The 14095-nt window shown below is 44.8% G+C and carries 20 protein-coding genes; 12 read left to right on the top strand and 8 right to left on the bottom strand.

Annotation, left to right across the window (positions count from 1 at the left end):
• The first annotated feature begins 32 nt into the window (after positions 1–32).
• The 5 genes from C9889_RS03285 (at position 33) to C9889_RS03270 (ending at position 4467) form a co-directional block, all read left to right on the top strand.
• The gene (locus C9889_RS03285; protein ID WP_318531505.1) at positions 33–968 is read left to right on the top strand and encodes a peptidase U32 family protein; all 936 of its coding nucleotides are present in this window, start codon (positions 33–35) and stop codon (positions 966–968) included.
• Complete coding sequence (locus tag C9889_RS11085; protein WP_318531504.1) at positions 953–1246, top strand: hypothetical protein; 294 nt, start codon at positions 953–955, stop codon at positions 1244–1246. Before C9889_RS03285 ends, C9889_RS11085 begins: the two co-directional genes overlap by 16 nt.
• Complete coding sequence (locus C9889_RS03280; protein WP_263854029.1) at positions 1230–1421, top strand: hypothetical protein; 192 nt, start codon at positions 1230–1232, stop codon at positions 1419–1421. Before C9889_RS11085 ends, C9889_RS03280 begins: the two co-directional genes overlap by 17 nt.
• 89 nt (positions 1422–1510) lie before the next feature.
• The gene (locus C9889_RS03275) at positions 1511–3364 is read left to right on the top strand and encodes a DNA topoisomerase VI subunit B (RefSeq protein ID WP_129597156.1); all 1854 of its coding nucleotides are present in this window, start codon (positions 1511–1513) and stop codon (positions 3362–3364) included.
• Positions 3364–4467, top strand: coding sequence for a DNA topoisomerase IV subunit A (locus C9889_RS03270; RefSeq protein ID WP_129597154.1), 1104 nt, complete (start codon positions 3364–3366; stop codon positions 4465–4467). Before C9889_RS03275 ends, C9889_RS03270 begins: the two co-directional genes overlap by 1 nt.
• 4 nt (positions 4468–4471) lie before the next feature.
• Here the strand turns inward: C9889_RS03270 and C9889_RS03265 are convergent, their stop codons facing one another.
• The gene (locus C9889_RS03265; RefSeq protein WP_129597152.1) at positions 4472–4720 is read right to left on the bottom strand and encodes a hypothetical protein; all 249 of its coding nucleotides are present in this window, start codon (positions 4718–4720) and stop codon (positions 4472–4474) included.
• Between the two features lie 100 nt (positions 4721–4820).
• Here C9889_RS03265 and C9889_RS03260 point away from each other — a divergent pair, with 100 nt between their 5' ends.
• Entirely contained in the window at positions 4821–5813 is a 993-nt protein-coding gene (locus tag C9889_RS03260) for a bifunctional N(6)-L-threonylcarbamoyladenine synthase/serine/threonine protein kinase (protein ID WP_129597150.1), read from the top strand.
• Positions 5798–6388 (top strand): Kae1-associated kinase Bud32, encoded by a 591-nt coding sequence (locus C9889_RS03255; RefSeq protein WP_225419960.1) that lies wholly within the window; start codon positions 5798–5800, stop codon positions 6386–6388. The genes C9889_RS03260 and C9889_RS03255 overlap by 16 nt, the downstream gene beginning before the upstream one ends.
• 17 nt (positions 6389–6405) lie before the next feature.
• Here the strand turns inward: C9889_RS03255 and C9889_RS03250 are convergent, their stop codons facing one another.
• Complete coding sequence (locus C9889_RS03250; RefSeq protein ID WP_129597148.1) at positions 6406–7002, bottom strand: hypothetical protein; 597 nt, start codon at positions 7000–7002, stop codon at positions 6406–6408.
• Between the two features lie 190 nt (positions 7003–7192).
• Between C9889_RS03250 and C9889_RS03245 the strand changes: the two genes are divergently transcribed.
• Entirely contained in the window at positions 7193–7747 is a 555-nt protein-coding gene (locus C9889_RS03245; protein WP_129597146.1) for an XTP/dITP diphosphatase, read from the top strand.
• Here C9889_RS03245 and C9889_RS03240 read toward each other — a convergent pair.
• From C9889_RS03240 to C9889_RS03235, 3 genes are read right to left on the bottom strand one after another with little or no spacing between them, the layout of a single operon-like run.
• On the bottom strand, positions 7742–8332 hold the full coding sequence (locus tag C9889_RS03240) for a cyclase family protein (protein ID WP_225420084.1): 591 nt from the start codon (positions 8330–8332) through the stop codon (positions 7742–7744). The genes C9889_RS03245 and C9889_RS03240 overlap by 6 nt on opposite strands.
• A 23-nt stretch (positions 8333–8355) precedes the next feature.
• Positions 8356–8490 carry a hypothetical protein gene (locus C9889_RS11080; RefSeq protein ID WP_318531503.1) on the bottom strand — a complete coding sequence of 45 codons (135 nt, stop codon included), beginning with the start codon at positions 8488–8490 and terminating at the stop codon, positions 8356–8358.
• Positions 8490–8990 (bottom strand): histidinol phosphate phosphatase domain-containing protein, encoded by a 501-nt coding sequence (locus C9889_RS03235; RefSeq protein ID WP_318531502.1) that lies wholly within the window; start codon positions 8988–8990, stop codon positions 8490–8492. The genes C9889_RS11080 and C9889_RS03235 overlap by 1 nt, the downstream gene beginning before the upstream one ends.
• Before the next feature lie 133 nt (positions 8991–9123).
• Between C9889_RS03235 and C9889_RS03230 the strand changes: the two genes are divergently transcribed.
• On the top strand, positions 9124–9426 hold the full coding sequence (locus C9889_RS03230; RefSeq protein ID WP_072359243.1) for a DUF211 domain-containing protein: 303 nt from the start codon (positions 9124–9126) through the stop codon (positions 9424–9426).
• A 3-nt stretch (positions 9427–9429) separates the two neighbouring features.
• Here the strand turns inward: C9889_RS03230 and C9889_RS03225 are convergent, their stop codons facing one another.
• Positions 9430–10233 carry a 23S rRNA (uridine(2552)-2'-O)-methyltransferase gene (locus C9889_RS03225; protein WP_129597142.1) on the bottom strand — a complete coding sequence of 268 codons (804 nt, stop codon included), beginning with the start codon at positions 10231–10233 and terminating at the stop codon, positions 9430–9432.
• 87 nt (positions 10234–10320) lie between these two features.
• A complete protein-coding gene (locus C9889_RS03220; protein WP_449405483.1) occupies positions 10321–10794 on the bottom strand; it encodes a DUF7109 family protein in 474 nt (157 codons plus the stop codon).
• 146 nt (positions 10795–10940) lie between these two features.
• On the opposite strand from C9889_RS03220, the gene coaBC reads away from it, so the two are divergent.
• Together coaBC and C9889_RS03210 are read left to right on the top strand one after the other, a co-directional pair.
• Positions 10941–12149 (top strand): bifunctional phosphopantothenoylcysteine decarboxylase/phosphopantothenate--cysteine ligase CoaBC, encoded by a 1209-nt coding sequence (coaBC, locus tag C9889_RS03215; protein ID WP_129597138.1) that lies wholly within the window; start codon positions 10941–10943, stop codon positions 12147–12149.
• An 8-nt stretch (positions 12150–12157) separates the two neighbouring features.
• Entirely contained in the window at positions 12158–13033 is an 876-nt protein-coding gene (locus C9889_RS03210; protein ID WP_129597136.1) for a pantoate kinase, read from the top strand.
• A 27-nt stretch (positions 13034–13060) separates the two neighbouring features.
• Here C9889_RS03210 and C9889_RS03205 read toward each other — a convergent pair whose 3' ends face one another.
• Entirely contained in the window at positions 13061–13672 is a 612-nt protein-coding gene (locus tag C9889_RS03205) for an EamA family transporter (RefSeq protein WP_318531501.1), read from the bottom strand.
• Positions 13673–13677: 5 nt separating this feature from the next.
• Here C9889_RS03205 and C9889_RS11075 point away from each other — a divergent pair, with 5 nt between their 5' ends.
• The gene (locus C9889_RS11075; RefSeq protein WP_318531500.1) at positions 13678–13950 is read left to right on the top strand and encodes a hypothetical protein; all 273 of its coding nucleotides are present in this window, start codon (positions 13678–13680) and stop codon (positions 13948–13950) included.
• The last annotated feature ends 145 nt before the right edge of the window (positions 13951–14095 follow it).

Here is a 14095-nt window from a genome sequence, read left to right as displayed (position 1 = left end):
TCTCTATATTATGCCTAATATCTTTTCTACCCATGGATTCTAATTACCCTGTGCCTGAACTTGTAGTAGGTGTAAGGGATGAAGGTACCCTTTCCGCATGTTCACAGTATGCAGATGCTGTGTATTTTTCCGTAGATCGGCTGAGCCTGCGATCCCGCGCAAAGGCTATTACTGTGGATAATCTTTCCGACTTTGTAAAATCGGTAAGAAAAAAAGAGTTGAAAGCTTATCTTGTTGCCAATTCTGTCATACATCCTGAAGACACTTATGATCTGTCGATTATCCTAAACGCTGCCAGGAGGGCAAAAGTCGATGCAATCGTAGCCTGGGATCCTGCTGTGATATTACAGGCATCTTCAATGGGACTTGATATACATATTTCTACACAGGCCAATGTTTCCAATGCAAAGACGGCAGATTTTTATGGTTCTCTTGGTGCAAGCCGTATTATTCTATCGCGGGAGCTAAGTCTTTCTCAAATAAAACAAATCAGACAGCATACTGATATTGAACTGGAGGTTTTCGTTCACGGGGCTATGTGTCAGGCTATTTCCGGCAGATGCTATCTTTCGGCATATCTTCTGGGTAAATCCGGTAACTGTGGTCAATGTACCCAGCCGTGTAGATGGGAATGGACACTCAATGCGGATGATGGTTCGCAGGTGCAAGTGGGTGGAAAATACCTGCTAAGTGCCAGGGACCTGTGCATGATTGAACATATTCCCCAACTCGTAGAAGCCGGGATAGATGCCTTCAAGATTGAGGGACGATTACGTGACTCAAGATATATCTCCACTGTATCCCGGTGTTATTCAGAAGCTCTGGAGGCCTGCAGGAGTGGAGAATTTGAAAACAACAGGGTACTTGAATGGAATCAACAGCTTTATGCTGTTTATAACAGAGGTTTTCCACAGGTTTTTATTTCGGTATTCCCTCCCGTGAAGGTTTCATTGTGGAAAAAGACATGAATGCATCGCAAACCCTCAAACAACTTGTAGGTGAAGTTGTAAATTATTATAAAAATCAGAGTGCTGCATATGTGAAGCTTACAGATTCTGGCCTTAGTATCGGTGATACGATTCTGATTGAAGGGGAAAATACCCATCTTGAACAGCATGTATCTTCCATGCAGGTGGCAGGTAATAATATTAAATTAGCTGAAAAAGGTATGGATGTGGGGCTTGCTGTATTCCACCCTTGTGCCCTGCTACCTGTGTGCCGGTGCTGTGGTGCAGTTTGGTATTAAGAAAGTGGTTGCCGGGGAGTCAGAAACCTTTGAAGGAGCACAGGATTTCCTGCGTAGCAAAGGAGTTGAGGTGGTTGACCTGGATATATCTGAATGTAAAATGTTGATGAAGGAATTTATTCGGGAATACCCTGAGCTCTGGAATGAGGATATAGGGGAAAGTGTTCCATACTAACAAATATATAAATATATGCTGACTATATTGTATCGTTTCCTGTGGTCTTAATTTTGCAGGAAATTTGTTTTTAAGGGGATGAAGGTTCAATGCCAGCACCAATTGCAGAAGAACTTGCAAAAAAACAACAATCAATAAGCATAGCCGAATTTTTTGAAAAGAACAGACAGATACTGGGTTTTGATTCGGCCCCCAGAAGTCTTATTACTACGATAAAGGAAGCTGTGGATAACTCCCTGGATGCCTGTGAGGAATCGGGGATACTACCTGATATTATGCTTCATATTAAACGCACGGGTAAAAGCGGGGTCGTTGTGATTATTGAGGACAATGGTCCGGGTATTGTGAAAGATCAGATCCCGCGGGTTTTTGCCAAATTGCTTTACGGTTCCCGCTTTCATGCTCTCAAACAGAGCAGGGGTCAGCAGGGTATCGGTATCTCTGCAGCGGTCCTCTATTCCCAGCTGACAGCAGGCCATGCTACCAGAATTATCTCTAAGATAGGTCCCCAGTCCCCGGCTCACTATTATGAACTGATGATCAATACTCGTACCAATGATCCCGAGATATTGAAAGATGAAATAACCGAATGGGATCGTCCTCATGGAACCCGGGTGGAGATGGAAATGGAGGCCACCTATGTAAAGGGGCGCCGCCAATCGGTAGAGGAATATCTCAAGGCCACAGCCATTGTAAATCCCCATGCCCGCATAAAACTCATTGATCCTGAAGGTGATGAGAGGATATTTGACAGGGCCACCGATAAAATACCCGAACCTGCAAGCGAGATTTTGCCGCATCCCCATGGTATCGAGCTGGGTACTCTTATGAAAATGCTGCGTTATACCGGCAGGCAGCGACTTGCTCCTTTTCTGAGATATTCTTTTTCCAAGATAGGTTTGCTCACAGCAGAAGAAATCTGTAGTGCCAGTGGACTTGATGTGGATATGGACCCGCACACCATTGAAAGGGAAGATGCGAAACGCCTTCTTGATGCCTTCCAGAAAGTAAAAATCATGTCCCCTCCTACAGATTGTCTGTCCCCAATAGGTGAAGAATTGATCTATAAAGGTCTGGAGAAAGAATTCAAAGTAGATTTTATTGCAACTACCACGCGTACTCCCTCCGTTTATTCCGGTAATCCCTTTGTTGTGGAAGTTGGTATTGCTTACGGAGGCAATCTGCAAAAGGATGACAGGGTCAATATAATGCGGTTTGCCAACAGGGTCCCTCTTCTGTATCAGCAGGGAGGCTGTGTGACCACACATGGCGTGGAAGGTATCAAATGGAAGCAATATGGTATTAACCAGCCGGGTGGGGGGCTGCCGATTGGGCCTTTGGTATTGCTTATACATGTTGCATCCACAAATGTGCCTTTTACATCTGAATCCAAGGATGCCATTGCGGATATCCCCGAGATTCAGGATGAGGTGGAACTGGCCCTCAAAGAGGCGGGAAGGAAACTAAACCGCTTCCTTAAAAAGAAGGGTTCCCTTAAAAAACGCAAGGAAAAGGAAGTTATTATTAACAAGGTATTGCCCCGCATGGCTGAAAAACTGGCAGAAACACTTGACAGGGAAGTACCGGATATCAATCCTGTTGTTGCCAGGGTAATGGGCAACCTGCTCGTTGACAGGCAATTTGATGATGGTAATACCAATGTATCAATCAGGACAAAGAATTTTGGAAGTAAGAAAGTAGAATTCAAATTACATGAGATGTTGCCTTTCCAGATCGAGGCAACCCCGTCACCCAAAGTGGTCAGTATGGGCAATGATTATGATTACATATGGAAAATTGTTCTCAAGCCAGGTGAGGCTTTTGCCGTGAATTACCAGTTACCTGACCCATCGGATTTGGATTCTATAAAAGAGCCGCCTATTGTTGAAGGGGTTGAGGAAGAGATTGTTACAGGTGCCAGAGCGATAAAAGGGGTTGTATAATGGCTAAGAATGAACACCGTAAAGAGCATGACAGGCTTGCAGAGCAAAGGTTAACGGGTCTTGCATCGGAGTTGTATTCGCATTTTGTGGATGGAAAGATCCCTTATGTGAATATGCCCAGCAGAACCAAGAACAATATTGAATTTAATGAAAACAGTGATGTATGGGTTTATGGTGCCCGGGAAAGTGAAAGAAGTGCCAAGACCGTCAAAGGTGCATTCCAGTTATTGAAAACCTCTCATGTGCTGGATTTTCTTTTAAATAATCATATAGGGAATAACCGTGGTTCAACCTTGAGGGAATTATACTACATTTCAGAGAACTGGGATATTGCCAAATTCAAGGAACAACCCGAAAGTGATCGCCTGGTTGAGGACCTTGAAATAATTTCCAGTCTCCAGAGGGAATATTTCCATATGCGTCCCGAAGAAGACGGTGCTACACTTTTTGGCCCATTGCGGCTTAGGGAAGAAACAAAGCGAGGGGATCGTGATATCCATTGCCAGGAGGATGTGGGTGAAAGCGGCTACCAGATTCCTTTCAATGTGGAGAACATTGATTTTATAGACCATGATGCCAAATTCATAATAGCCATTGAGACCGGTGGTATGTATGCCCGGCTGATTGAGAATGGTTTTGATGAGCGCAATGACGCCATACTCGTGCACCTCAAGGGTCAACCCGCCCGCTCAACCCGGCGTATGATCAAGCGTATGAATGAGGAACTGGGTATTCCGGTTGTGGTGTTTACTGACGGTGATCCCTGGTCCTATCGTATATATGCCTCAGTTGCATACGGTGCTATCAAGAGTGCCCACCTTTCCGAGTTCATGGCAACTCCTGCGGCCAAGTTTGTCGGAGTGCAGCCTTCGGATATCGTGGAGTATGAATTGTCCACCGATAAATTGACAGATAAGGATGTCGATGCCCTGCGCAGTGAACTTACAGATCCGAGGTTTGAAACCGATTACTGGAAAGAACAGATTAACCTGCAGCTTGATATAGGGAAAAAGGCAGAACAGCAGGCCTTTGCGGGCAAGGGTCTGGACTTTGTCACAAAGACATACCTGCCCGACAGGCTTTCAGATATGGGTATAATTTAAAAAATCATTCAAAGAATTTTGTGCGTTGCAGCAGGTCGTCAACACTCTTTTTTGTGTGGAGGCCTTCCAGCATTCTGTCCCTGTCAATCCACATATCGGCCGCACTCTGAAGGCCGCTTGTTTTGTGGGGGACATAATTAATCCCTTCATCGGGTGTGGCCAGACGACCGGAAAATCCCATTTCCCCTACTTTCCATTCTTTTACGGATGCCTGTGCCTCTGTTTTTGTTTGCTCGTTTTTCTCTTCTGACATGGCATCCCTTTTGCATTTCCCTGAATATATAACTTACCTGGGTTTGCATCAGTAAACTTAATATCCCCCTCTTCCCATTAGCGCAAAGGAGTTATTGCAAGTGACGCTGGTTCTTGGCATAGAGGGCACCGCATGGAATCTGAGTGCGGCTGTTGTAAACGAAGATGAAGTGGTTTGTGAGGTGACGCATACATACAAACCGGCAACTGGGGGCATTCATCCTCGAGAAGCGGCTCAACATCATGCCCAGTTTGCTTCTTGGGTGATTTCCAATCTTTTCGATGAAATGGCAGAGAAAAACATAAGTCCCAATGATATTGATGCGATCTCTTTTTCACAGGGCCCGGGTCTGGGTGCCTGTTTGAGGACCGTGGCAACTGCTGCCAGGGCCCTTTCCCTTTCCCTTGAAATTCCTCTTGTAGGGGTAAACCATTGTGTGGCCCACGTGGAGATCGGTAGGTGGAAAACACCTGCAAAGGACCCTGTGGTGCTCTATGCAAGCGGTGCCAATACCCAGGTACTGGCCTACAGGCGAGGAAAATACCGCGTATTCGGAGAAACCCTAGATATAGGTATCGGGAACGCCCTTGATAAGTTTGCCCGCAGTGCAGGCCTGTCTCATCCGGGCGGGCCGCAGATCGAGATGTATGCAAAGGATTCGATGAATTACGTAAACCTGCCCTATGTGGTGAAGGGTATGGATTTCTCTTTTTCCGGGCTTTCAACTGCAGCCACCGATGCCCTGCAAAAACATACGCTGGAGGATGTGTGTTATTCCCTGCAGGAGAATGCTTTTGCAATGCTTGTGGAGGTGACCGAGCGGGCACTGGCACATACCGGTAAGACTGAGGTGTTGCTAGGTGGTGGTGTCGGTGCGAACATGCGCCTGCGGGAGATGCTTGATATTATGTGTGATGACCGTGGTGCATCCTTTTATGTTCCTGAAAAACGTTTCATGGGAGATAATGGTGCTATGATCGCCTGGCTCGGTCTTCTTATGTATAAGGCAGGCGATACAATAGAGGTCGAAGATTCTCATGTAAATCCAAATTATCGTCCTGACATGGTGGATGTGACATGGCTGAAGGAGTAAATGAAATGATCAGGGATGGCGCAGAGGCAAAGGTCATCCGGAGGAATAACCGTCTGGTCAAGAGTCGTGTCCCTAAACGTTATCGTGTGCGGGAACTGGATGAGCGTATACGCAGGGAACGCACCCGTGCAGAGGCCCGGCTGATCTCAGAAGCCCGCAGGGCCGGGGTGGCGACACCCGTTATCTATGATATTTATAATTCCACCATTGAAATGGATTACATTGAGGGTAAGCCATTAAAATATGTCATTTCTGAAGATTTGTGTGAAATCCTCGGGGAACTTGTGGGCAGGCTCCATGCAGCAGGTATAATTCACGGCGACCTTACGACCTCGAATATCATCTGGGATGGAAACAAGATGTGGCTTATCGATTTTGGGCTTGCTTTCAGCGCAGGGGACCTTGAATCCCGCGGTGTAGATATTCATGTGCTCTTCCAGACCCTTGAAAGCTCCCATCCCAACCACGAGGTGCTCATAGATGCCTTCTGCCGTGGCTACCGTCTTACACTTTCCAGTGCAGACGAAGTACTGGACAGAGTAATAGAAATAGAAAAAAGAGGCAGGTACGCCTGAGAAATCTCCCTCAGGTATCACCAGTATATATTTATTCGTTTCACAATCCCCAGTTCTTCATAGTCATAATTTTTCCTGAAAAGGGGTTCTGGCTTATATTGGACACCAACTTCCAGTTTGTCTATGATTTTGTCATTTAAGCATTCTTCTGTGTGTTCCTGGCTGGAACTGGTGCAGTCAATATAGATCATGCCCCTGTCGGTAGTCCGGAAAACATTCAAAGCATGACCATTGTTGTTCCATCTCTTATCATCAAAATCTACCGTCACCACACCTGCCCTTATCCCAGCGCGTTCGGCATTGTTATGCAGGGTTACAGCATAGTCCGCACACTCGAACTCATCCGGGTCATAGGGTATCTCATCAGTAGTATCTGATTTAAGGAAAACTAACAGTTCAGAATGGGAAGGATTGGTTGCGTTGTGATAGTTATGGAGTAATTCAAGGCCATGGTTGGTATTGGTAAAACCCGTATATTTTTCTACATATTCTCCTGCCATCATGTCATAATATAAATGACCTGCAGGATTGATCCCAATAATTATCAGGAATAGTAATACTAGTGTACTAGATATCTTGATGTAGATTCCAAATTCCCCCCGTTTCCTCCCCATATACATTATTGATATGGCAATATCTAGAAAACAATATATTGTATGTTACAAACAATTATAACTCTATTTGTAAAAATATTCCTCTAAATGAATTATTGTGATTTGTCCAGTAGTTACGGAGTTATATTTATCACATATTTTTCCTCTTTAGAAACAGGTATTATCTGTATCCATCCGATTATGTGATATCATGCGCAAAATAGTATTTGTTACCGGCAACATTGGAAAGTTTAAGGAAATAAAGGCAATTCTTGAGGCCAAAGGAATTGAGGTTATCCAGAATACTGATGGTTACCCTGAGTTACAGGAGGATGACTTGGAGCCGATTGCAGCCTATGGGGCACGTTGGACATGTGAAAGACTTGGCCTTCCAGTTATGGTGGACGATTCCGGACTTTTCATAAACTCCTTAAATGGATTTCCAGGTCCTTATTCTGCCTTTGTGGAGGATAATCTTGGCAATCCCAAAGTCCTGAAACTGATGGAGGATGAAGAAAATCGCAGTGCTTATTTCAAATCTGTTATTGGCTACTGTGAGCCGGGAAAAGAACCCCTGACGTTTACCGGTACTGTTGAAGGCAACATCGCCTATGAGGAAAAGGGGGAAGGCGGTTTTGGCTATGATCCTATATTCCTGTATGGTGACCGGACATTTGGTGAAATGGGAGATGAGGAAAAGAATAAGGTATCCCACAGAAAGCGTGCTGTGGGCAAGTTTGTGGAATGGGTTGACTCAAACTTATGACCGGAGAAGTATTGCTCGTGCCGGTGCCCCGTCACACCCTTTTATTTTTAGTGGCAGACAGACAAATCCATAATAACCCGGTGCAACCTTTTTAAGATCCAGATTCTCAATTATATTGATCCCTTTTCCAAGCAACATCATGTGGTTGTCCAGTCCTTCTCCGGAATCCACTGACTCCGAATCGACTCCTACTGTCAGGAAGCCATTTTGGGCAATCCATTCTGCGGTATCGGGAAGTATTCTTGCAAATTTTTGGTCTGATGATTCAGTTTTCAGCAATACGATTTCACATCTGTTTTTGTCTTTGGAGGGAAAGGCTTCTTCCATTTCGTCGTTTCCGATTTCGGTTTTCCCGGAAAGGTCGACCAAGTAAGCCCTGCCCACAAGAGAGGACAATTCCAGTTCATCCACTGTGCGCCCGTCCTCAAATATATGGGCAGGGGCATCGATATGGGTTGCAGTGTGACTTCCCATTTCGAGTTCTGAGACACTGTATCCGCAGGATTCTATAGAAGTGATCCGCCTGACAGTAACTTTTGGATCTCCCGGATAAACCCTGGTTTCAGGTCCGATGGATTGTGTAATATCAATAATTTCCTATGTCATTTTCAGATAAAGACCCTTGAATTTTCCAGCACCTGCTTTGCTTCATCCTTTTCAAGACCTGCCCCCATTGCCACTTTCAATGCAGTGCTTGTTGTTATCAGGTCAGAAGGATGGTGTGAATCGGTGTCCACGACCATTATCGCACCGCTAAGTTTTGCGATTTTGGCAACATGCCCATTGGTACGGTTATGCCCCCCCTCGAGGTAATTTCCAGACATACATTGTTGTCCGCTGCAATTTTAGCTTCTTCTTCAGTGATAAATCCGGGGTGTGCTAGGATATCTACGTCCGGACATTGTGCAGCTGCACGGTTTGTGCCGGGTAAAACAGGTTCTACCGGACTTTCCCCGTGTACAACAACAATTTCGGCCCCCAGTTCTCTTGCAAGTTTTGCAAGTGCTGCTATTTTTTCAGGGGGTACATGTGTTATCTCAATGCCGGGAAGCACCTTTATGTCCATTAGCTCTTCCAGGTATTTTGCCTTGGTAACACAGTTGAGTATGTGTTCTACGTTGGTGAAATCGGCATGGTCTGTTAGGCCGATTGCCTCATATCCGAGAGTTTTTGCCCTGCGGACCTGCTCACTTGGAATAAGTTCTCCATCGCTGAATATTGTATGTGTATGTAGATCTATCATGATAATTCCTGTTGTGTTTTGTACAAAGTATTTATTGTTTGTATTGATAATATCTTCTGTGCTAGATGTCCATATTTTTATATCATATGCATGGAATGGATATCTAAATAATTCTTCATATTGGAGATAATGAATGATGAATAATAAGTCAGGGATTCGCAGGTTGGTTCTGGATGTTCTGAAGCCACATAATCCTTCCATAGTTGAACTTGCAGGTGTGTTGGGTGATGTGGAAGGAGTTGATGGTGTCAATCTCAGTCTTTATGAAATGGATCAGAAGACCGAAAATGTAAAAATTACCCTTGAAGGGCTTGATCTTGACTATGAACTTATCCGTCAGGAAATAGAGAATATGGGTGCGGTGGTCCACAGCGTAGATGAGATTGCAGCCGGTAAAAAAATCATCGAAGAAGTGGAGACTCACCAGGATAGGTGATTCTCATTTTTCTTCTTCTTCTTTTTCTTCAGGACTTTCCAGTCTCTGTATAACATCTGCAAAAGCAAAATTGGGTTTTACGTCTCTTACCTTTATGCGCACTCTTTCTCCTTTTTCAGTGTCACAGATGAATACTACAAATCCTTCCACAAAAGCAGTACCGTCGCCGCCGGATCCTATTCTTTCGATAACAACGTCATATTCCTCCCCTTTCCTGATTGGTGCGGTAAGGAATTTTTTGCCCACCACGTATATTTCGGCACTTTCTGACCTTGAAGCCTCTGGTGAATGGGCCCGGACATATGTAAATTCACCTCTTACTTTATCCAGGTATTCCTTGAACATATCTCCCTGGAATACTTTTACAACAAAATTTCCCTGGGGTTTAAGGATGCGGGTTGCACATTCAAGTGCTGATTCGGCCAAAGCGATAGAGCGTGCATGATCCAGGTTCCAGTTTCCTGAAAGATTGGGTGCAGCGTCACAGATAACAGTATCAGCTCCTTCTTCTCCTACTGCTTCCTTGATCTGATTTGCAGTCTCTTCCCGGGTAATATCACCGCGAATTATGGTTATTCTGTCCATTGGCTTGATGCGCAATATGTCTACACCGACAACTTTCCTTTTCGTCAGTTCCCTTGCGACTTCAAGCCACCCACCCGGAGCGGCTCCGAGATCTACAACATCACTGTCTTCTCTGATGACATTAAATTTCTTGTTAATCTGCTGGAGTTTGTAGGCTGCTCTTGAGCGATAACCTTCGGCTTTTGCACGCCAGTAATATGTATCTCTTCTATGCCTTGCCATTGGATTGCTTCCTTCATTATGTAAGTATAAAAGGTTATGCCTCTTTAAGTTCCTCTATCCGCGCACTCAATGAGAATATATTTTCCTCTATCTCGGTGAGTGCATCAGGAACCCATGTATCAAATCATAGTAAATATTTACAAGGTCCATGTATTTTTGCTCCAGATCCTGTATGTATTCAGGTTCTGCAGGGGTCTGCACTTCATTGATCATGTTCTCCAGATGTGTGGTCCGCATCTTCAATCTTCTTTTAAAGCGTGTTGCTACTTTTCCCATGTCCAGTTCTCTTTTTTCGTAACCTACCATATCAAGTGCATCACTCAATTCCTGTGGATATTCAGGAAACGCATCTGGTCCCAGAATAAAATATTCTGCCCTCTCTGTGTTTTCCATCCCTATTATTTCTTCACAGGTTATGTTTTCCAGAAAATGTCTGGAACAGGCCTTTTCACACATCTTGAGTATATCTTCCTCTGTAGGGGGTTCATCATCCCTTGCATAGGTGATTTCCTGGGCAGTGCAGGTAATCTCGTGTACTGTGGCTGCTCCCAGTACATCAATTATCCCGGAAGTTCTTCGATTGAAATCATGATTACTTCTGTATCATTTTATGGCTTAATAATGTCATGCCCGCGAAACTCAATGTGCTACCAGGCTATTTTTAAATAATTAGAGGCTTACACTCTTCCATAACACAGGCGAAAATCATGCATTCTACACTATGGATCAAAGGAACTAAAAGTAAATCCCTTGAGGGAAAGACCGTTGTGCTGGCAGTTACTGGTAGTATTGCAGCCGTAAGGGTTGTGGAACTGGCACGTGAACTAATACGCAACGGTGCAAATGTCTATGCTGTCATGAGTGAAGCGGCCACGCGTATTCTCCATCCGGATGCATTACATTATGCTACCGGTCATGAAGTGATTACGGATATAACCGGGGGAGTGGAGCATGTGGGGCTGTGCGGGATACAGGGTATGGCAGACCTCTTATTGATAGCTCCGGCAACTGCGAATACTATAAGCAAAATCGCAATGGGAATTGATGATACGCCTGTAACAACCTTTGCAACCACTGCCATTGGTAGTGGGATGGCCACAATAGTTGTACCTGCAATGCACCAGTCCATGTATGATCATCCTGCGGTGCATTCCAATCTCGAAAAACTTGGGGATTATGGCATCAGTTTGGTTGGCCCCCGTGTAGAGGAAGGGATTGCCAAGATATCTCCCAATGATGATATTGTCCTGGCAGTTGAGCGGCAACTTATGGGGAAAAAACTTGCAGGCAAGAAAATAGTGCTGACATCCGGTGCAACTGCTGAAGCCATTGATCCTATCCGTATACTCACCAATCGGGCTTCAGGCAAAACAGGTCAGGAATTAGCCAGGGAGGCTTTCCGGCGGGGCGGGGATGTTACAATAATCCACAGGAATGAACTGGATGTGGATGGTATAAATGAGGTTTATGCAGAAAGTGCAGCCAGTATGCTGGATAGCTGCATGGAAGAAATAGACCGGGGGTGTGATGTATTCATAAGTTCGGCTGCGATTTCGGATTATACACTTGATTCTTCAGGATCCAAAATAAAATCAGGCCAGAATCTTATTCTTGAAATGCATCCCACTGAAAAGATATTGCCACAGGTACGAGACAATCATCCCGACGTAGTGATTGTGGGATTTAAAGCCGAAACCGGTGTTGGTGAAAAAGAGCTTGTGGGAAGTGCGACACGTATGCTTGAAGAATACGGCCTTGAGATGGTTGTTGCCAATGATGTGGGGGAAGGGGGAATAGGCACCTCTGACAATTCCGTATATATCCTGCAGGATGGGCTTTCAGCATCTCATTATAGTGGTTCCAAACGTTACCTCGCATCTGTAATAATGGATCGGCTTGAGCAAATCCTGTTGTGAGGGTTTCTATGGATCCAAAACAAGAATGTGTAACATGCTTTGCTCCTGGCCATATCACAGGTTTTTTCACAATCCATGAAAACGATGATCCGGCCCTGAAGGGCACTACGGGGTGTGGTATAGTTCTTAACAGAGGGGTCACTGCAAAAGTAGGTGTGGGGCCCGATATTAAAGAGACAGAGATATTCCTGAATGGTTCAAAAAACCAAGCACCTGTAACTTCCCATCTGGTTGCCTCCCTAGCCAGTGAACCTGTAAGGATAGAATCCCATGCTGATATCCCCGTAGGCTGTGGTTTTGGTGCTTCCGGTGCAGGTGCACTGGCAACTTCCTATTGCTTAAATGATCTTTTCTCACTGGGCCTGACGCAGAATGAAGTCGTGGAAGCCGCTCATATTGCCGAAGTTGTGGGGGGAGGTGGACTGGGTGATGTGGAAGCCCAGGCACAAGGCGGGATTGTTATCAGGAAAAGACCGGCTCCGGTTACAAAAGGAGGCCTGCTGGATCGTATCGTTTCTCCTTCATTTAGTGTACACTGCGTGGCTCTGGGTAAGTTGTCTACAAAAACGACCCTTGCCGATTCCTCTGTGACTGGAAAGATCAATATTGCAGGCAAAACCGCCATGAAAAATTTGCTACAGAGTCCGACCATTGAAGAATTTATGCGTCAATCCCGCAGTTTTAGTTTTGAACTGGACCTTTTGAGCAAGGGGGCAAAAGACATCATCGAGGCTGTGGAAAATGTTGGTGGATTTGCTTCACAGGCTATGCTTGGAGATGCGGTTTTTGCGGTTGCTGGCCCGGGGTGTACTGATGCTGTCATCAGGGATACGATGAGTGAATTCGGAACAGTATTTAGCAGTACAATTGCAGGTACTTATTGATATCTCTGCAAATCCTATCTTTTTCTTTCATATTGACATAAGAATTATTGCAAAAAGGGCGGATACCACTCCTAACCACTGCCTGGGGACAAGTTTTTCTTTTAGTATAAAATATGCAAGCAGTACCGTGACACCCGGGCTTAATGAGGATAGAATTGTGGTAATATCCAGTCTGCCTGCTTCTGAAGCCAGGGTAAAGAATGTACCTCCTCCGGTATTGAAAAGTCCTGCAAGAACAATTACAGGCAGTACGTCAATGGAAGGGGGTTTCACTTTTACTGATCCTGTCAGTGTGACAAAACCTACAAACATCAATAGGGCTGTTCCTCTGGCAAAAGCCAGTGGCCAGAATATGGCAGTTTCACTGAAATTATCTATGGATATAAAAAAGAGTCCAAAGCCCATTCCTGCTAGAAAAGGATACTTCAGGTCGTTTATTTTGACTTTTGGCCCGTTATCCATACTGACAATAAGCCACACTGCTATAAAAGCAAAAATGAATCCTGCAATTCGCAGGATTTCAGGAAATCCTTCATAAAACGCAGAGTAAATTACCGGGACAATGGCCGATATCACTGCAGCAACCGGGGCAACTATACCCATTTTTCCTTCAACCAATCCCTGATAGAGGGCTAACAATCCGGATGTTCCAAAAACCTGCCAGACATCCCCATAACAATTTACTTAATGGGGGCAGGTTTTCTGAGAAAACAAATGCGAGTATTGGAAAAAGTACAACTCCTACAATCTGGGTAACCAGAACTACTGAATATACGTTAGTGCGTCTTGAAGCACAGCCGCCGGTAAAATCACCCGCTCCCCAGGAAACGGCAGATGCAAGGCCAAAAAAGATTGCCATAAGTTCAACAGGGATTATTTTGGATTCTCCGGTTCATATTGTGATTCTCATTGGCTGATTGGTGTATTTGATGTTAAATCTGTGCTTTAGTCGATAGATTGAAGTAGTCTTCAGGTGAGATTATTTCATAAAATTAGCTGCAGATACCCACGTCTGAATCTCATATCTGGATTTCCTTGCAGGATTGCAATTTGATATTTTCT

Origin of the sequence: Methanohalophilus profundi, assembly GCF_004137855.1 — an archaeon.
In the GTDB taxonomy this organism is placed as follows: Archaea; Halobacteriota; Methanosarcinia; order Methanosarcinales; family Methanosarcinaceae; genus Methanohalophilus; species Methanohalophilus profundi.
The sequence above is the reverse complement of the archived record's forward strand: the minus strand, read 5'-3'. Positions and strand labels throughout refer to the sequence as shown.